This window comes from Trabulsiella odontotermitis, from assembly GCF_001297775.1.
In the GTDB taxonomy this organism is placed as follows: Bacteria; Pseudomonadota; Gammaproteobacteria; order Enterobacterales; family Enterobacteriaceae; genus Trabulsiella; species Trabulsiella odontotermitis.
Genome location: NZ_LIFX01000010.1, coordinates 44,939 through 62,864, shown reverse-complemented (window position 1 = coordinate 62,864; position 17,926 = coordinate 44,939). Strand labels below are relative to the sequence as shown.

General features: G+C 57.4%; 15 protein-coding genes. 6 read left to right on the top strand and 9 right to left on the bottom strand.

Annotation, left to right across the window (positions count from 1 at the left end; all coding sequences use genetic code 11):
- Positions 1-21: 21 nt before the first annotated feature.
- From iscA to trmJ, 5 genes are all read right to left on the bottom strand, one after another.
- The gene (iscA, locus tag AOY23_RS14110) at positions 22-345 is read right to left on the bottom strand and encodes an iron-sulfur cluster assembly protein IscA (RefSeq protein WP_054179411.1); all 324 of its coding nucleotides are present in this window, start codon (positions 343-345) and stop codon (positions 22-24) included.
- A 17-nt stretch (positions 346-362) separates the two neighbouring features.
- Entirely contained in the window at positions 363-749 is a 387-nt protein-coding gene (gene iscU, locus AOY23_RS14105) for a Fe-S cluster assembly scaffold IscU (RefSeq protein WP_002913991.1), read from the bottom strand.
- A gap of 26 nt (positions 750-775) precedes the next feature.
- Positions 776-1,990 (bottom strand): cysteine desulfurase, encoded by a 1,215-nt coding sequence (gene iscS, locus AOY23_RS14100; protein ID WP_038157086.1) that lies wholly within the window; start codon positions 1,988-1,990, stop codon positions 776-778.
- 114 nt (positions 1,991-2,104) lie between these two features.
- Entirely contained in the window at positions 2,105-2,596 is a 492-nt protein-coding gene (iscR, locus tag AOY23_RS14095) for a Fe-S cluster assembly transcriptional regulator IscR (protein ID WP_054179410.1), read from the bottom strand.
- Between the two features lie 232 nt (positions 2,597-2,828).
- Positions 2,829-3,569, bottom strand: coding sequence for a tRNA (cytosine(32)/uridine(32)-2'-O)-methyltransferase TrmJ (trmJ, locus tag AOY23_RS14090; RefSeq protein WP_054179409.1), 741 nt, complete (start codon positions 3,567-3,569; stop codon positions 2,829-2,831).
- Positions 3,570-3,687: 118 nt separating this feature from the next.
- On the opposite strand from trmJ, the gene suhB reads away from it, so the two are divergent.
- Complete coding sequence (gene suhB, locus AOY23_RS14085) at positions 3,688-4,491, top strand: inositol-1-monophosphatase (RefSeq protein WP_038157094.1); 804 nt, start codon at positions 3,688-3,690, stop codon at positions 4,489-4,491.
- A gap of 161 nt (positions 4,492-4,652) precedes the next feature.
- Entirely contained in the window at positions 4,653-5,930 is a 1,278-nt protein-coding gene (csiE, locus tag AOY23_RS14080; protein WP_054179408.1) for a stationary phase inducible protein CsiE, read from the top strand.
- Here the strand turns inward: csiE and AOY23_RS14075 are convergent.
- From AOY23_RS14075 to AOY23_RS14060, 4 genes are all read right to left on the bottom strand, one after another.
- On the bottom strand, positions 5,927-7,060 hold the full coding sequence (locus tag AOY23_RS14075; protein ID WP_054179407.1) for a 3-phenylpropionate MFS transporter: 1,134 nt from the start codon (positions 7,058-7,060) through the stop codon (positions 5,927-5,929). The genes csiE and AOY23_RS14075 overlap by 4 nt on opposite strands.
- Positions 7,061-7,138: 78 nt before the next feature.
- Positions 7,139-7,981: an aldose 1-epimerase gene (locus tag AOY23_RS14070; protein ID WP_054179406.1), complete on the bottom strand. Its 843-nt coding sequence runs from the start codon at positions 7,979-7,981 to the stop codon at positions 7,139-7,141.
- A complete protein-coding gene (locus AOY23_RS14065; protein WP_054179405.1) occupies positions 7,981-9,420 on the bottom strand; it encodes a sugar porter family MFS transporter in 1,440 nt (479 codons plus the stop codon). Before AOY23_RS14065 ends, AOY23_RS14070 begins: the two co-directional genes overlap by 1 nt.
- Entirely contained in the window at positions 9,417-12,716 is a 3,300-nt protein-coding gene (locus AOY23_RS14060; protein WP_054179404.1) for a DUF5107 domain-containing protein, read from the bottom strand. Before AOY23_RS14060 ends, AOY23_RS14065 begins: the two co-directional genes overlap by 4 nt.
- 114 nt (positions 12,717-12,830) lie before the next feature.
- Here AOY23_RS14060 and AOY23_RS14055 point away from each other — a divergent pair, with 114 nt between their 5' ends.
- The 4 genes from AOY23_RS14055 to AOY23_RS14040 all read left to right on the top strand — a co-directional run bounded on the left by AOY23_RS14055 (position 12,831) and on the right by AOY23_RS14040 (position 17,926).
- Positions 12,831-14,030 (top strand): ROK family transcriptional regulator, encoded by a 1,200-nt coding sequence (locus AOY23_RS14055; protein WP_054179403.1) that lies wholly within the window; start codon positions 12,831-12,833, stop codon positions 14,028-14,030.
- Between the two features lie 328 nt (positions 14,031-14,358).
- Positions 14,359-15,342, top strand: a complete 984-nt coding sequence (locus tag AOY23_RS14050) for an autoinducer 2 ABC transporter substrate-binding protein (protein WP_054179402.1) — start codon at positions 14,359-14,361, stop codon at positions 15,340-15,342.
- Positions 15,343-15,444: 102 nt separating this feature from the next.
- Complete coding sequence (locus tag AOY23_RS14045; RefSeq protein WP_054179401.1) at positions 15,445-16,944, top strand: sugar ABC transporter ATP-binding protein; 1,500 nt, start codon at positions 15,445-15,447, stop codon at positions 16,942-16,944.
- The gene (locus AOY23_RS14040; RefSeq protein ID WP_038157116.1) at positions 16,937-17,926 is read left to right on the top strand and encodes an ABC transporter permease; all 990 of its coding nucleotides are present in this window, start codon (positions 16,937-16,939) and stop codon (positions 17,924-17,926) included. The genes AOY23_RS14045 and AOY23_RS14040 overlap by 8 nt, the downstream gene beginning before the upstream one ends.

Genomic DNA, 17,926 nt, shown 5'->3' with positions numbered 1-17,926 from the left:
TGGGGTTATCGGGACATGCTGTTAAACGTTGAAGCTTTCGCCGCAACCGCACTCATCTTTCACGTTCGGGTTGGTGAATTTAAACCCTTCGTTGAGGCCTTCTTTGACGAAGTCCAGCTGAGTGCCGTTGAGGAATTGCAGGCTTTTGCCATCGATAACAACCTTCACGCCCTTGTCTTCGAACACGGTATCTTCTGCCGAAGGTTCGTCAACAAACTCCAGCACATAGGCCATGCCCGAGCAGCCGGAGGTACGCACGCCTAAGCGCAGGCCAAAGCCTTTACCACGGTTGGCCAGGAAGGAATTTACTCGTGCTGCAGCACTGTCGCTAAGGGTAATCGACATACAACGACCTCAACTAATTATTTGGCTTCACGTTTGCTTTTGTAATCCGCAATCGCGGCTTTAATCGCGTCTTCTGCCAGAATAGAGCAGTGAATTTTCACCGGCGGCAGTTCCAGTTCGTCTGCGATATCGGTGTTTTTAATCGCCTGCGCTTCGTCCAGAGATTTCCCTTTTACCCATTCGGTCACGAGGGAGCTGGACGCGATGGCGGAACCGCAGCCATAGGTCTTGAAACGCGCGTCTTCAATGATACCTTCATTGTTGACTTTGATCTGCAACTTCATCACATCGCCACAGGCCGGTGCACCCACCATACCGCTGCCGACGTTCTCGTCGCTGTTGTCGAAAGAGCCCACGTTACGTGGATTCTCGTAATGATCGATGACTTTTTCGCTGTATGCCATGATGAATTCTCCTTATCAGATACCGATTAGTGATGTGACCATTCGATGGTGTTCAGATCCACGCCCTGCTTAAACATGTCCCACAGTGGAGACAGCTCGCGCAGACGACCGATGGATTTGCGAACCAGTTCGATGGTGTAGTCAATCTCTTCTTCGGTAGTAAAACGACCTAAAGAGAAACGGATAGAGCTATGGGCCAGCTCGTCATTCATGCCCAGCGCGCGCAGCACGTAGGACGGTTCCAGGCTTGCGGAAGTACACGCAGAACCGGAAGAGACAGCCAGATCTTTCAGCGCCATGATCAGCGACTCGCCTTCAACGTAGTTAAAGCTGACGTTGAGAATGTTTGGCGCGCCCTGCTCAAGATCGCCGTTCAGGTAAACTTCTTCGATATCGTTGATGCCGTTCCACAGACGGTTACGCAGACCGCGCAGACGCGCCATCTCGGTTTCCATCTCTTCTTTGGCGATACGGTATGCTTCACCCATGCCAACGATCTGGTGCACCGGCAACGTCCCGGAACGCATGCCGCGCTCGTGACCGCCGCCGTGCATTTGCGCTTCGATGCGGATACGCGGTTTACGACGCACGTACAGCGCGCCGATGCCTTTCGGGCCATAAATTTTGTGACCAGAGAAGGACATCAGGTCAACTTTCAGTTGGCTGAGGTCGATAGGCAGTTTGCCGACGCTCTGGGTCGCATCCACGTGATAGATGATGCCGCGCGCACGGCACATTTCGCCGATGGTCGCGATATCCTGCACCACGCCGATTTCGTTATTCACGTGCATGATGGAAACAAGGATGGTGTCGTCACGCATCGCCGCTTCGAGCTCTTTCAGGTCGATGATCCCGTTGCGCTGCGGCGCCAGGTACGTCACTTCGAAACCTTCGCGCTCCAGCTGGCGACAGGTGTCCAGCACAGCTTTGTGTTCGGTTTTGCTGGTGATGATGTGCTTGCCTTTTTTCTGATAGAAGTTGGCAGCGCCTTTGATCGCCAGGTTATCGGATTCGGTCGCACCGGAGGTGAAAACAATTTCACGCGGGTCAGCGCCGACCAGCTCAGCAATCTGATTACGGGCGATATCTACCGCCTCTTCAGCCTGCCAGCCAAAACGGTGTGAACGGGAAGCGGGGTTACCAAAAGTCCCGTCCAGGGTCAAAAACTGCATCATTTTCTCGGCAACACGCGGGTCCACCGGCGTGGTTGCGGAGTAGTCGAGATAAATCGGTAATTTCATTGCTCTTAAACTCCGTACATCACTCAATGCAAGGAACCAGGCAACCGGCTGGATGTACGACCGTGTTAGCGGAGCGCATGGCGCTCCGGCCTGGTTCAGAAAGCTTTATTATTTTCAGGCGCGCAGTTTAACGTTGATTGAATCCTGCGTGCGGTTGCTGCGTTGGGTTTCTTGCGTCTGCTGGCGGCCGGAAACATCCAGGATTTCCTGATTGTTAACCAGTTCGCCAAGAGTAATATTGTTCAGGAAGCCGGTCAGGCGATCGCTCAGATCGCGCCACAGCGCGTGGGTCAGGCACTTATCGCCGCCCTGGCAGCCGCCTTTACCCTGACAACGGGTGGCATCCACAGATTCATCAACGGCGCTGATCACTTCGCCTACGGCGATGCTGCCCGCGTCTTTACCGAGCAGATAGCCGCCGCCGGGTCCACGTACGCTGGACACCAGACCATTTTTACGTAAACGGGAGAACAACTGCTCCAGATAGGAAAGTGAAATTCCCTGTCGTTCTGAAATATCTGCCAACGGAACCGGGCCCGCTTCGGAGTTGAGCGCAACGTCCAGCATCGCGGTCACGGCATAACGCCCTTTAGATGTCAGTCTCATGTCTTACTTCACCTCAAACTCGCCCCTGCCCGGGGTTTTTATTAATATGGGGATAGTGCATAGCAGGGCCAAGTCTGACATTCCCGAGTAAATTGGTCAACTATTTACCTGACTAATTTAGTCAAGTATTTAGCGTTCTGTGCCGTATTCCACTTTGCCCGGCGGCGCTGTGCTTGCACGGGCCTACGGTTTTGTAGGCCGGGTAAGCGCAGCGTCACCCGGCAGACAGACATCACTGTTCTTTATTTTGATTTTGCTGCTCAATCGACGCCAGAATCCCGCGCAGGATGTTCAGTTCCTGGCTTTCAGGACGTGCGCGCGTAAACAAGCGGCGCAGTTTATTCATGACCTGTCCTGGATGGCTTTCACGGATAAACCCGGTTGCCAGCAAGGTTTTTTCCAGATGCTCATAAAAGCGTTCGAGATCGTCCACCAGGGGATACGGCGTCTCGTCATGCGCCTGTTCAGGCTGGTCACTCTCTTGCGTCGCCAGCCAGGCCATCCGGACTTCATAGGCAATCACCTGCACCGCCATCGCCAGATTCAGCGAGCTGTATTCCGGGTTCGCGGCGATAGCGACGTGATAATGACACTTCTGCAGCTCGTCGTTGGTCAGGCCAACGCGTTCACGGCCAAACACCAGCGCCACTGGCGCATGCGCTGCTTCACTGATGCTTTTCAGCCCACATTCGCGCGGGTCGAGCATCGGCCACGGCAGCGTACGGGAACGTGCGCTGGTGCCGACGACCAGACTACAACCTGCGAGCGCCTCGTCAAGCGTATCGACGATTTGTGCGTTGCCAATCACATCACTGGCCCCTGCCGCCAGCGCGATGGCCTGGGAATCGGGTTTTACAAGGGGGTTGACCAGCCAGAGATTGGTGAGGCCCATCGTCTTCATTGCACGGGCGACGGAACCCATATTGCCGGTGTGGGAAGTTTCAACCAGCACGATTCGAATATTTTGCAGCATTAGTTTTCTTCGATAAAAGATTATTCGTCCATATTATCATAAAGCGGAGACAGATTCCGAATTCGCTGCTATGATGTGCGCCGTTTTTCCGTTCTTTAACATCCAGTGAGAGTAACCGATGCATCCGATGCTGAACATCGCCGTACGCGCTGCGCGCAAGGCGGGTAATTTAATTGCCAAGAACTACGAAACCCCGGACGCTGTAGAAGCGAGCCAGAAAGGCAGCAACGATTTCGTGACCAACGTTGATAAATCCGCCGAAGCGGTAATTATCGAAACGATCCGCAAATCCTACCCGCAACACACCATTATCACCGAAGAAAGCGGTGAGCACGCAGGCGAAGATCAGGATGTGCAATGGGTTATTGATCCACTGGATGGCACCACCAACTTCATCAAACGTCTGCCGCACTTCTCAGTTTCCATCGCCGTACGCATCAAAGGCCGTACCGAAGTCGCGGTGGTTTACGATCCAATGCGTAACGAACTGTTCACCGCTACCCGCGGTCAGGGCGCACAGCTGAACGGTTACCGTCTGCGCGGCAGCACTGCCCGCGATCTGGATGGCACCATTCTGGCGACCGGTTTCCCGTTCAAAGCCAAACAGCACGCCCCCGCTTACATCAACATCGTCGGTAAACTGTTCACTGAATGCGCGGATTTCCGTCGCACCGGTTCCGCCGCGCTGGATCTGGCCTACGTCGCTGCCGGTCGTGTTGACGGTTTCTTTGAAATCGGTCTGCGCCCGTGGGATTTTGCCGCAGGCGAACTACTGGTGCGTGAAGCGGGCGGCATCGTCAGTGATTTCACCGGCGGCCACAACTACATGACCACCGGCAACATCGTCGCAGGCAACCCGCGTGTGGTGAAAGCGATGCTGGCAAATATGCGTGAAGAATTAAGCGAGGCGCTGAAGCGCTAATCGCTCCGCCCGGCGGCGTTCTGTTCGCCGGGCTTCCCCTCCTGGTACGGCAAAAATTCTGTGAACTGTGCCTGCAATCCTTGCGCAAACCCCGGCGGCTGCGCTTTCGTCTGTCGATCCTTTAGCTATTCTTATCAAAAACCCTAACTGGAATCTGACAGATGATGAGTGAGATTGATACACCATCTGCGCTTTCCAGTCCGCAGCGCCGCTGCCAGACGCTGCTGATGTTATCGCTTCCGGGGCAGGAAATTACCCATCAATACATCAGCAATGTGAATCATGTAGATGGCGACACCGCCAGACTGGATATCGCTGACATCGATAATGAACTCCAGCGCTATCACCGGCTTACCATTGCCACACATGAAAACGGCTGCTACCGGATTGAAGGCACCCCACTCGACCAGCGCCTGTGTCTGCTGCACTGGCTGCGCCGTGCGCTGCGTTTATGCCCGGCGTTTATCAGCCATCACTATACGCCTGCGCTGAAATCACAGTTGAAACAGGCGGGCATCGCCCGGACGCTCTACGACGACACCAATTTACAGGCGCTTATCAACCGTTGCGCACGCGGTCTGCACCGGCAGTTCGAGTGCCGCGACCTGCATTTCCTGCGGCTCTATCTGCAATACTGCCTGCTGCAACATCACCACGGGCTGACGCCCTCTTTCAACGCCGTACAGCAGAGCTGGACTGAGGCGCGCATTGAGCATCAGGTGGCGGAAGAGATCGTTCGCCACTGGCAACGCCGCATTCATCAGTTGCCGCATGAAGATGAGCACCGCTTCCTGACGCTGCTGTTTATGATGCTGCGCACCCCGGATCCGGTGCATGACGGGCATCTGCATGACCGCCGTCTGCAACTGGCCATTTCGCGGTTGATCGAACGGTTTCAGGGGATGGCCGGTCGCGAATTCAGCGATGAACAGGGGCTGCGCGATCAGCTCTATATCCATCTCTCACAGGCACTGAACCGCTCGATTTTCAGCATTGGCATCGATAACAGTCTGCCGGAAGAGATTAACCATCTTTACCCGCGACTGATGCGTACCACGCGGATTGCGTTGCATGAATTCGAAGAGGATTTCGACATTCGCTTTACCGATGAGGAATCCGGGCTGGTGGCGGTGATTTTCGGTGCCTGGCTGATGCAGGAGAGCGAGCTGCATGAAAAACAGGTGCTGCTGCTCACCGGTGATAATCCGTATCTGGAAAGTGAATTAGAGCGGCAGCTTCGCGAGTTAACCCTGCTGCCGATCAACATCAAAAACCAGTCCATCGGGGATTTCCAGACCGAGGGGGCGCCCAAAGGCGTAGCACTGGTGGTTACGCCATACGCCGTGACGTTGCCGCTGTTTTCACCGCCGCTGATCCATGCCCGCGATCTGCTGAGCGAGCACCAGCGGCAGCAAATCTGCAAAATGCTGGAGACTTAATTCACCGCCTTCGGACGGATAAACAGCGCCGGTACAGCGACCAGCGCCATCACCCAGAAGACGCCCTGATGCAGATGCTGGTAGAGGAACCCGGCGAAAACGGTCATTACGGCGATGCTGCCGCCCATCGCAACGGCGGAGTACACCGCCTGCAGACGGATGACTTCGCTGCCCTGCCGTGCGGCGATATAGCGCATGGCCGCCAGATGACAGACGGTGAAAGTACCGCAGTGAAGGATTTGCGCGACGATAAGCCACGGTAGTGCCGTCGTCCAGCCCATCAGGCTCCAGCGCACGATGCCGCACACCGCCGAAAGCAGCAGCAGATCCCGCGCGCTGAAACGGCGGAACACTTTTTTGCTCAACGCAAAGATGACCACCTCAGCCACAACGCCCAGCGACCACAGATATCCCACCGCCGAAGCAGAATAGCCCGCGCCCTGCCAGTAAATGGCGCTGAATCCGTAGTAGGCCGCGTGCGCGCCCTGCAACAGACAGACGCAGGCGAGGAACCGCCAGCTCTGCGCCACCAGCGAACGCCATGCCGGCCAGCCCGCAGCTTCCTGATGGCGGGCTTCGCCCTGCGGCAATACCGACGGGCGCAGCAGCATGCCGAGCAGCATCGAGGCGATACCGAGACTGATCAGCACCAGAATCGCCCGGTAATCAAACAGACTCACCAGTTTACCGGTCAACGCCGAGCCGATGACAAAGGCGACCGATCCCCACAGCCGCACCCGGCCATAATCCATGGTGATCTGCTTTTGCCAGGTATTGGCCAGCGCATCGGTGAGCGGCACCAGCGGCGAGAAAAAGAGGTTAAAACCAATCATCACCACCATCAGCCATGCCACGTTTTGCCCGGCCCAGAACGCCAGCACAAACAACAGGGCAAGCAGCGCCAGCACGCGCAGCGCGGTGATAAGCCGTGAGGGATCGCTGACGCGGGGCGCAATCAGCAGGCTGCCGAGAAAACGGGCGACCAGCCCTGCCCCCAGCAAAATGCCAATGGTTTCCGGCGTTAAACCCGTTCCCTTGAGCCAGACGCTCCAGAAAGGCAGAAAGATACCGTAGCTGAAAAAGTAGGTGAAATAGCTGAGCGCCAGCCAGCGTGTGGAATGCAAGACCATGATCCCTCCCGAAATGGTGGCGATAGTCTGGCGATAAACCACGGCAGGCGCAAGCTACGGGTTAACAGCACATTAACCTCATTCTGGCGAAGCAGTGACCACAATGGTCATCTCAAAGCGGGTTTCCTCGCCTTTCCGCAGCAGTACCAGTCCGGGCTGACCCGGCTGACGGTGGGCGTTGACCGGGTGGCTCTGGGGTTCAAGACAGAGGAACGGCTGACCCGACATCCTGAACAGCATCAGCCACGGAGTTTGCGCGAGAAGCGTGACGCACATCACATCATTATCGATCTGCGCCCGCCCGCTCCAGCCGGAATAGCAAACGTTCAGCCATTCATCGCGCCCATACGTCGGGTGGCTGAAATCGGTGGCATCCGATAGTTGCGGCTGCCACGCCTGCGGCAGATGCTGCTCCCCTTCCGGCCAGTAGCCGCTGGCGCTGAACTGCACACGGCTATGAGCAGCAAAATGAAACCAGGGATGAAACCCCAGCCCGTAAAGCATCGGCGTCGCGCCGCAGTGGGTCAGGTGTAACGTTGCGTGCAGCGCGTTGTCCTGAAGCTGATAATACAGACGCGCCAGATAATCAAAACCGCAGGGGTGCTGGCTGCGCAGTTGCAGTTCACAGCGGCTGTCGGTCTGCGTCACCACCTGCCAGCGTTTCAGCCAGCCGTCGCCGTGAAGATAAAAATCGGCATCCACCGGACTTTGCGGCAGCGCTATCTCCCTGCCCTGCAACCAGAAGCGGTTTTCCGCCACCCGGTTCGCCAGCGGCAACATCGGGAACAGCGCAGCAGGCTCTGCGGCGTCGTACAACACCGGGCGCTGAAAAGGCAGCGAAAAAAGCTGTTTCAGCGCCCCGCCCTGCGGATCAACACGCATCCGCAGATGCGCGTTTTCCAGTTGCAGAACCCCGTCCATTAACGCATTGACTCCGGGTTCGCGCCTGCCGGGTGTTTCTGGTGCAATTGCGCCAGTTGCGCTTCCAGCGCCTCCAGCGTCACGCCTTTCGTTTCAGGCACGTTGCGCAGAATGTAGAGATACCCTGCCGCACAGATGATCCCGTAGAGCAGGAAACTGCCCGCCGCGCCGAGGCTGGCGTTCAGCAGCGGGAAGGTGTAGGTCAGCAGGAAACAGGCAATCCACAGCGCCAGGGTGCCAAGAGACATCGCCAGACCGCGCACGCGGGTCGGGAAGATTTCCGACAGCAGCACCCAGGTCACTGGCGCCAGCGTCAGCGCGTAGATGGCGATCGCCGCGAGAACCAGCACCAGTACCGGCCAGCCCATCACGCCCATCGCATAAGCACCGGCAATCAGTACATAAATGACTGTCAGACCGGAGGCGCCGAGCAGCATCAGCTTGCGGCGGCCCAGTTTATCCACCAGCGGCAGCGCGGCGATGGTAAAGACAAGGTTGATGATCCCGGTCGCCACAATGGATTTCAGCGTGCCGTTGATATCAAACCCGGCGGAGGCAAAAATCTCCTGCGCGTAGTTAAAGATGACGTTAATCCCGCACCACTGCTGGAACACCGCCAGCACCATGCCGATGATGACGATGGGTTTGATTTGCGGCTGCAACAGGGTGGAATACGAAACTTTATGATTGTCCTGTTGCAGGGTCTGGGCGATATCCTGTAGCGTCTGCGCCGCGTAGCCTTTCGAGCCAATACGCTCCAGCATGGATCTGGCTCGCTCTGGTTTTCCGGCTTTCATCAGCCAGCGAGGCGATTCCGGGACGAAAAACATCAGCACCAGGAACGCCAGCGCGGGCACCAGCTCCGCGCCAAACATCCAGCGCCAGCCCGTCTGACCGTTCCAGGTGTCGACCAGCATCTGCTGCGTCGCCCCGCCCGGTACCGGGTCGGCGATGATCAAGTTGATAAGCTGTGCCGCCAGCACGCCAATCACAATGGTCAGTTGGTTCACGGCGACAAAGCGTCCGCGTTTTTCCGCCGGGCTCACTTCCGCGATATACAGCGGGCTGAGCGCTGATGCCAGGCCAATACCGATACCGCCAACAATGCGGTAGATGACGAACATGTCAAAACTGGTGGCGAGCGCCGTTCCCAGCGCCGAGGCGCTGAACAGGATGGCCGACAGGATCAACGGCAGGCGGCGACCCAGTTTGTCGGCACACCAGCCGGAAATCAGCGCGCCGAAGACGCAACCGGCCAGTGCCGAACTCATTGCCCAGCCCGACTGCGCTGGATCAGTGATGGAGAACCATGCCTCGTAAAACGGCTTCGCCCCGCCAATCACCACCCAGTCATAACCAAACAGCAATCCACCGCAGGCGGCGACCAGACAGATCGTCCAGACGTAGCCCATATTCAGTTGTGTCTGCGTATTGTTCATAAAAGTGCCTCTGTTGAGAGTGACGCAAAAATACCGCACGTCAGCGCATGGCGCAGCAGATGCGCTTTGTCATGAGCCGGGTTGAGTGTTAACAGACTTGCCATCGTCGCGTCGCAGGCGGCGACATTACCTTCACCGAGCTGCCCGAGCGCCGCGATGAACAGGCAGTGTTCGCGATGGCGATGCGACGGCGGCGTATCCAGCACCACCAGATCCGGCAATGACACGGCGAAGAAATCGGCTTCCGGGATCGTGTCCTGATGCGCCGCGACCCACGCCGCAAAAGCGCGGAAATGATGCGCCGCTTCCGTCGTGCGGCCGAGCGCCCGCATCGCCATCCCCTGCCAGAAGAGATAATCGGCAGGCTGATCGTTGTAGTAGCGACCGGCATCGAGGCTGGAATCACCCTGCGACGCCTGACGGAAATGCGCCTGCGCCTGTTCGTGGTTACCCAGTTGCGCCGCGCAGTAACCGAGCAGATACCAGATGTCGTTGTCGGTTTGCCCCGGCAGGCGCCCTTCGCCCAGATTGTGCGGGTAGCGCAGCGCGGCGGTTAACAGCCCCTGCGCCTTGCTGTACTGCCCGGCTGCGATGGCCGCCAGCGCCCGGTGCTGCTGGTTGAGCAGATACTGGCCGGTGACTTTGCCTTCGCCCCCTTCCCACGGGTGAAACTCGCGCTCCTGTAACACCTGCGCCGCCGCGTCGTAATGACCGCTGCTGTTCCACAGGCTCAACAATTCGGCGGTGAGATCGTCACGGCGCAGCGCCACCGCCTGCCGGACTTCAAGGCGGGCAAGCCGTTGCTCCACCGCTTCGCCCAGTTGTTTGTTGAGGAAATCAAGTTCGAACAGAAAACGGGCATTTTCCGGCTCCAGTTCAACCGCCCGCTGCATTGCAGCCAGCGCCTGCTGCGCATCCTGTTGCTTGTTCCAGGCGTAGATCCCGAGCAGGCGATACGCCGGGGCGAAATCCGGTCGCTGTTGCAGTGTTGCCTGCCAGCAGGCCACCGCCGGGGCATAACGCCGTTTGCTGTACCAGAAACAGCCCAGCAGATAACTGGCGAAAGGGGTGTCGTCGAGCGACTGCAACATCTGCACTTCGTCGAGGGTGTTGGGGAAACGAACATGGCGCGCATGCTGCGCTTCGGCGGTGGCGATAAGCTGCTGGCGGGTTACCGGATCGTCCGTCAACGAGGCCAGCCACAGCAGCGGTAGCGCCTCCTGGCAGTCGAGGTTTTCCAGCATCTCGCGGACGGCATCGGTCTGCCCCAGCGAGGTTAGCCATCCCGCCAGCAGGCAGGCATTCGCGCCGCGCTGCCCGGTGACCTGACGCAATGCGCGCAACGACGACGCATCACGCAGCAGAGACCAGCGGACATAATAAAGCGGATAGTTCAGCGGATAGCGTTTCAGGCATTCAATGATGTACGCCAGTGCAGCGGCATCGTCCTGCTGATGCGACAACGCCAGCGCCTTCAGCCCCATCGCCAGCAGATTGCTGCCGTTAAACTGCAGGCTGAGATCGACATGCGCCAGCGCATCCTGCCAGTTGCCCGCTTTCGCCGCCAGACGCGCCAACGACCACCAGGCTGCATCACGGCAGTTGCCGCTCCAGCTCGCTTTGAAATAGTGCTCGCGGGCTTCAGCCTCTTCGCCCTGACGCTCCAGCGCGCTGCCGAGCAGCATGCTGGCTTCGCCATCGCGCGGGTTTTTGTTCAGCCGGTGCGCTCTTGCCAGCGCGGCGCGGGCGCACTGCTCCGCCTGCGGCCAGTCGGCGCTGTTGAGCGCCAGCGTGCCCAGCGCGACGTTATTACGATAATCCTGCGGATCCAGCTCCAGCGCCCGACGGTAATAATCCGCGGCAACGCGGCTGGCGTGGTTGTACTGCTCCAGATGCTGGCCGATAAAGTACAGCTCGTCGCTGTTGGTAAGATCCTGCGGCTGCGCGGGGGCGCGTGCCGGATCCGGTAGCGGCGTTTCTTCAGCGATATGCTCCTGATAGCTGAGCAGCGTCTGGCCTGTTGCTGCGCGAACCGTCAGGGTTAAGCGCTGCGCAAAACGATCCGTCATCGTCTCCAGCCAGCTGTTTCCCGGTTGCAGCGACAGTGTGGTTTCCCACAGCAGCTCGCCATCGGCGCTCAGTTCAACAACGACATTCTCCAGCGGCGCAACGGCGTACATTCCCAGCACCAGTTGACCGTTTTCCCTTTCCAGCTTCAGCGCCAGCGAGGTGCTGGCGTTCTGCACCGTTGCCAGTTCGCTGTATGGCAGGAAGTTCTGCACAAACACTTTTTCTTCGTAAGGGGCAAGCCAGGTGAAATCGGGCTGGTTGTCGGTAAATACACCGGTCATCAGTTCGATATACGGACCGTTGCGGTCAGTGAGATTGCGATCCCACGCCTGGCCGAAATCGTCATAGCCCCACGTCCACTGCTTTTTCCCCGGCGAAATATGGTGATCCGCAACGTGCAGCAGGCCGCCGCGCTCGCCGTGGTGATACGCGCCGACAAAATCGTAATCTGATTTTTCCGCCATGTAGGAGGTCGGCACCGGGACGTTTTTGTAGCGGGAAATATCGACGCCTGCCGAGTAATCCACTTTGTAGTAGGTGCCGGTGGCAATCGGGAACGCCGAGACGTCGCGCTTGCCGTGGTCAAACACCGCCGTGACGTCCGGGGGAAAGACGCTCTGGTGATCGTCGCCGCCCTTCACCGCCGGATTCGCCCACCACAGGAAATGGCGCGGCGTGGCGTTGCCGTTAAACACTTTGCCGGTAATTTCGATCAGCGCCCGATCGGGATACAGCGTGAAGCCGGTCATCACCTGCAAACCGCGCATCGGCTCCGCTTCGCCCATCCAGACGGTTTGTGCGCCATCGTCTGACGCCTGAAGGGTGAAATCGACCGGCATGAAGGTAGTCGGACGATGATGCTGCGGCCAGTTAAACTCGATACCGCCGGAGATCCACGGCCCCAGCAGCCCCACCAGCGCCGGTTTCACCACCTCGTTGTAATAGACAAAATCGCGCTGTTTAACTTTATCGAAGGCGCGATGAATGCGCCCGCCCAGTTCCGGCAACAGCAACACGCGGATGAAGTCGTTTTCCATCCACACTGCCTGATAGTCGCGCATTTCGCGCTGGCCGGTCAGCGTATCGATCACGCCATACGGGTATACCGCCCCGGATGATCCCTGGTAAACGCGCTTTTCAAGAAACATCGGGTTGGTGTCTTCCGCCCCGGTCGTCCATGTGGGAAGCGAAAGCGTTTCCTGCCACACCTTTACTGAACCGTACATGCTGTTCTCCACTAAATGAAGTAAAGTAAAACCAAACATTGTGGCGAGTGTAGTGGGCGACATCGTACATAAAGCAGTCAATGCTCACGCATTACAGTTAAGGGAGTTAAGTGTATGTTGCGATCTGGTTTCAATAATGCGCGTGTTCGCGAGGCCAACAAGGCGATTTTTCTGGCGCATCTGTGGCGGGAAAAACAGCTCAGCAAGTCACGGCTGGCGCAGCTCACCGGGCTGTCGATCCCGGCGGTGAGCAACATTTTGCAGGAACTGCTGGATGAGGGAAAAATCAGCCATTCGACGGAAAAAATGAGCGCCCGCGGTCTGAACAGTGGCAGCTATCAAATCCCGTTGAGCGGTCCGTGGACGCTGTGCATGAACATTACCCCCACCAGCATTGACAGCCAGCTGGCCGATGCCCGTTTGCTGCCGGTTGGTGAGCCGGGTCACCTGGCGTTCGACGCGCAAAACCCGCAAATACTGCTTAACCACATTGCTGAACACTGGCGTCAGTACCGGCTGCGCTTCCCGGAACAGCGCATCAATCTGGCGCTGGGGGTTCACGGGCAGGTCGATCCGGTCACCGGGGTGTCGCAAACCATGCCGCAGGCGCGCTGGAAAACGCCGGTGGAGATGAAATATCTGCTGGAAGAGCGACTTGGGGTGCAGGTGCGGTTGGACAATGACTGCGCCATGCTGGCGCTGGCGGAAAAATGGCAGAATCCGGCGGGATTACAGGATTTCTGCGTTATCAACGTCGATTACGGGATCGGCTCCTCGTTTGTGATAGGCGATAAGATCTGGCGCGGCAGCCTGTACGGCAGCGGTCAGATCGGCCACACCATCGTCAACCCCGACGGCTCCGCCTGCGACTGTGGCCGCTACGGCTGTCTGGAAACCATCGCCTCCCTCAGCGCGCTGAAAAAGCAGGCGCGAGTCTGGCTGAAAACCCAGCCTGACAGCACACTCAATCCGGACGCGCTCACCACGGCGGCGCTGATTGAAGCCTGGCGCAACGGCGATGTGCGCATTCAGGCGTGGGTGGAACATGCCGCCAGCGCCATCGGCCTGAGCCTGTATAACTTCCTCAATATTCTCAATATTAATCAGATCTGGCTGTATGGGCGCAGTTGCGCGTTCGGCGATCGCTGGCTGAACACCATCGTCCGGCAGACCGGGTTTAACCCGTTCGATCATGGTGACAGTCCGCAGGCAAAAGCGACACAAATCAGCTTCGGCAGATTGAGTCGCGCACAGCAAATTCTTGGCATTGGCTATCTGTATGTGGAATCGCAACTGAATGACGAGGGAGGATAATGGCGTTTTCCCTGTCTCGATTCAGTTCACAAACTGGAAACATTTTTTGCAGTCCATTTTGCCGGAATGGCGGAAAAATCGTCTGTTTCCGACTACAAATGATACCAATTTGTTAATTTTAAGTTTAATTAAGCGTTTTATTTAACATTTAAATCCCCATTGCGCATAAGATGAATGTTAAAAATAACCAAATATTAACTTTAATTTATCCATAATTTTACAATTTTGGGCGTTAATCACACTTTCGAAAACTGTGATTCATTTCCTCTTCCCTTCGTTGATAACCTCCTGTCCGTGACATGCCTCTGTCTCCCCAAAAGGTACAACTATGAAATTCAAACTCGCATTACTCAGTGCAACTCTGGTTTCTGCTTGCATGTTGTCCGGTCCTTCCTTTGCGGCGGAAAAATATGAAATCGCGGTGGTGGCGAAAGTCACCGGCATTCCGTGGTTCAACCGCATGGAAACAGGTGTTAGCGAAGCGGCTAAAAAATTGGATGTCAACGCGTATCAGACCGGCCCGTCAACGCCCGATCCTGCTCAACAGGTGAAGGTGATTGAAGATCTGATCGCCAAAAACGTGAACGCCATTATCGTGGTGCCGAACGACGCTAAAGTGCTGGAGCCGGTGCTGAAAAAAGCCCGCGACAAAGGCATTGTCGTGCTGACCCACGAGTCTCCGGACCAGCAGATCGGTCAGTGGGATATTGAGACCATCGACAGCGAGAAATACGCGCAGGCCAACATCGATGAGCTGGCGAAGGATATGGGTGGTAAAGGCGGGTATGCCATTTACGTGGGCTCCTTAACCGTGCCGCTGCATAACGCGTGGGCGGATTCCGCTATCAAATATCAGAAAGAAAAATACCCGGATATGTTTGAAGTCACCTCGCGTCTGCCGGTGGCGGAAAGCATCGATAAGTCTTACGCCACCACGCTTGACCTGATGAAAACTTATCCGCAAATGAAAGGGATCATCGGTTTCGGTTCGCTCGGCCCGATTGGTGCAGGCCAGGCGGTACAGAAAAAACGCGCGAAAGATAAAGTCGCCGTGGTAGGTATTGCCATGCCCGGTCAGGCAGCGCCTTACCTGGTGCGCGGTGATATCAAAAAAGCGCTGCTGTGGGATCCACGCGATGCCGGTTATGCGCTGGTGACAGTGGCCGATCAGCTGTTGCAGGGTAAAGCCGTCACCCAGGATCTGACCATCGATGGCTTAGGGAAAGCCGACGTCGACATGGACAAGAAAGTGATCCGCTTTAACAAGATCCTCGAAGTCACCAAAGATAACGCACAATCACTCGGTTTCTGAGGCGTTCTGCCTGCACCAGGGAACCCAACGCCGGTCGTCTGACCGGCAATTATCACCCGGATTTACATTAGCGCCCTGCGGGGCGCTTGCAGGGGCATTGTCATGACAGACACCACCGCATTTATCACTCTTGAGAATATCAGCAAGCAATTCCCGGGCGTGCTGGCGCTGGATAATGTGAGCCTGACGCTGAATAAAGGCGAAGTTCACTGTCTGGCAGGGCAGAACGGCTGTGGTAAAAGCACGATCATCAAAGTGATCTCCGGGGTGTATCACCCGGAAAAAGGGGCGCAGATTTTACTCGACGGCAAACTGTTTCATCAGCTGACGCCGTCGCTGTCCGCCCATTATGGCATTCAGGTCATCTATCAGGACCTGTCGTTATTCCCCAATTTCAGCGTGGCGGAAAATATCGCCGTCAACCGGTATCTGCCGGGCGGCGATATCTGGGTCCGTCGCGGTGAGATGAAAAAACAGGCGCTGGCCGCGATGCAACGCATTGGCGTGCGCATCGATCCCGATAAAAAAGTCGAAAAACTGTCGATTGCCGACCGCCAGCTGGTAGCCATCTGTCGCGCCATCGCCGCCGACGCCCGGCTGGTGATTATGGATGAGCCCACCGCCTCCCTCACCCGCCAGGAAGTCAACGGCCTGCTGCGGGTGGTCAGTGAACTGAAAGCCGCCGGGATTTGCGTGGTGTTTGTCAGCCATCGTCTGGACGAGGTGATGGAAGTGGCGGACCGCATCAGCGTGATGCGCGACGGCAAGTTAGTCGGCACCTTTCCGGCGCAGGAACTCGACAGCCACGAGCTGGCCTTCCTGATGACCGGGCAGCGTTTTCATTACAGCCCGCTGCCTGAGAAGCCGCCGGTCGAACAGGAGCCGATGCTGGAACTGCGCGGTCTGAGCCGCAAAGGCAAATACCGCAATATCAATCTTTCGCTGCGTAGCGGTGAAATCGTGTCGATTGTCGGCCTGCTGGGCGCCGGGCGTACCGAGTTGTGCCTGAGCCTCTTTGGTATGACCCACCCGGAAAGCGGCGAGATCCGCATCAACGGCAAACCGGTCCGGCTGCGCAATAACCATGACGCGATAAAACATGGCATCGGCTACGTGTCGGAAGACCGGCTGACGCAAGGGCTGATTATGGAGCAGTCGATCTACGACAACACCATCGTCACGGTATTCGACAAGCTGCACACCCGCAGCGGTCTGCTCGATCACCAGAAAGCGCAGACGCTGGTCAGCGATTTGATTCGCGAGCTGAATATAAAAGTCTCTGATCCGCAACTGCCGGTGAAAACGCTCTCCGGCGGTAACGCGCAGCGCATTGCTATCGCCAAATGGGTGGCGACCAACCCGCGGATCCTCATTCTCGACTCCCCCACCGTCGGCGTGGATATCGCCAACAAAGAGGGGATCTATCAGATAGCCCGTGACCTTGCCGAACAGGGAATGGCGGTGCTGATGATTTGTGACGAGATCCCGGAAGCGTATTACAACAGCCACCGCGTGCTGGTGATGCGCCGCGGTGAGCTGGTCGCGGAATTTAATCCTCATCGTTGCCGCGAAGAGGAGATTGCTGAGGTGGTCAATGAATAACGCACGTCTTTCGCACCTTTTAGGGCAGCATGAATTCTGGCTTGGCCTGCTGGTGGTAGCGCTGGCGGTGGGGCTGAGCATCAGTACCGATGAGTTTCTGTCGCTGGGCAATCTGACGGACGTCGCCACCAGCTACGCCATTCTCGGCATTCTGGCCTGCGGGTTGTTCGTGGTGCTGATTTCCGGCGGCATCGACATCTCGTTCCCGGCGATGACCGCCATTGCCCAGTATGTGATGGCCAGTTGGGTGATCGCCCATGGCGGCAACTTCGCGCTGGCGCTGTTAATTTCTGTCGCCGTCGGCCTGCTGCTGGGGTTGATCAACGGTTTCCTGGTCTACTGGCTGCGCGTGCCGGCGATCATCATCACTATTGCCACGCTCAACGTCTATTACGGGCTGCTGGTCTACGCCACCAAAGGCACCTGGCTGTACGGCTTCCCGGACTGGTTTATGAACGGCATCAACTGGTTTTCCTTCACCGCCGCGGATGGCTATGACTACGGTCTGACGCTGCCCCTGCTGTGTCTGGCGGGCGTCATCCTGTTTACTGCCGTGCTGATGAATTACACCCGCCTCGGGCGGCAGATTTACGCCATGGGCGGTAACAGGGATGCGGCGTCGCGCCTCGGACTGAACCTGCTGAGACTGCATTTTTACGTGTACGGCTATATGGGGATCCTCGCCGGGATCGCCGCCGTGGTACAGGCGCAAATCACCCAGTCGGTCGCCCCCAACTCGCTGCTCGGTTTTGAGCTGACGGTACTGGCGGCGGTGGTGCTGGGCGGCACCAGCATGAGCGGCGGGCGCGGCACGCTCATCGGCACACTGCTCGGGGTGATCCTGCTGGCCTTTTTGCAGAACGGTCTGACGCTGCTCGGCGTCTCCTCTTACTGGCATACCGTCTTTAGCGGCGCCATTATCCTGGTCAGCATCAGCGCCACGGCCTGGAATGAAAAACGCAAACTCGCAAGGGAGCTTTGA

Coding starts and splice junctions, on each gene's coding strand:
- iscA (WP_054179411.1), bottom strand. CDS start 345: ATGTCGATTACCCTTAGCGACAGTGCTGCAGCACGAGTAAATTCCTTC.
- iscU (WP_002913991.1), bottom strand. CDS start 749: ATGGCATACAGCGAAAAAGTCATCGATCATTACGAGAATCCACGTAAC.
- iscS (WP_038157086.1), bottom strand. CDS start 1,990: ATGAAATTACCGATTTATCTCGACTACTCCGCAACCACGCCGGTGGAC.
- iscR (WP_054179410.1), bottom strand. CDS start 2,596: ATGAGACTGACATCTAAAGGGCGTTATGCCGTGACCGCGATGCTGGAC.
- trmJ (WP_054179409.1), bottom strand. CDS start 3,569: ATGCTGCAAAATATTCGAATCGTGCTGGTTGAAACTTCCCACACCGGC.
- suhB (WP_038157094.1), top strand. CDS start 3,688: ATGCATCCGATGCTGAACATCGCCGTACGCGCTGCGCGCAAGGCGGGT.
- csiE (WP_054179408.1), top strand. CDS start 4,653: ATGATGAGTGAGATTGATACACCATCTGCGCTTTCCAGTCCGCAGCGC.
- AOY23_RS14075 (WP_054179407.1), bottom strand. CDS start 7,060: ATGGTCTTGCATTCCACACGCTGGCTGGCGCTCAGCTATTTCACCTAC.
- AOY23_RS14070 (WP_054179406.1), bottom strand. CDS start 7,981: ATGGACGGGGTTCTGCAACTGGAAAACGCGCATCTGCGGATGCGTGTT.
- AOY23_RS14065 (WP_054179405.1), bottom strand. CDS start 9,420: ATGAACAATACGCAGACACAACTGAATATGGGCTACGTCTGGACGATC.
- AOY23_RS14060 (WP_054179404.1), bottom strand. CDS start 12,716: ATGTACGGTTCAGTAAAGGTGTGGCAGGAAACGCTTTCGCTTCCCACA.
- AOY23_RS14055 (WP_054179403.1), top strand. CDS start 12,831: ATGTTGCGATCTGGTTTCAATAATGCGCGTGTTCGCGAGGCCAACAAG.
- AOY23_RS14050 (WP_054179402.1), top strand. CDS start 14,359: ATGAAATTCAAACTCGCATTACTCAGTGCAACTCTGGTTTCTGCTTGC.
- AOY23_RS14045 (WP_054179401.1), top strand. CDS start 15,445: ATGACAGACACCACCGCATTTATCACTCTTGAGAATATCAGCAAGCAA.
- AOY23_RS14040 (WP_038157116.1), top strand. CDS start 16,937: ATGAATAACGCACGTCTTTCGCACCTTTTAGGGCAGCATGAATTCTGG.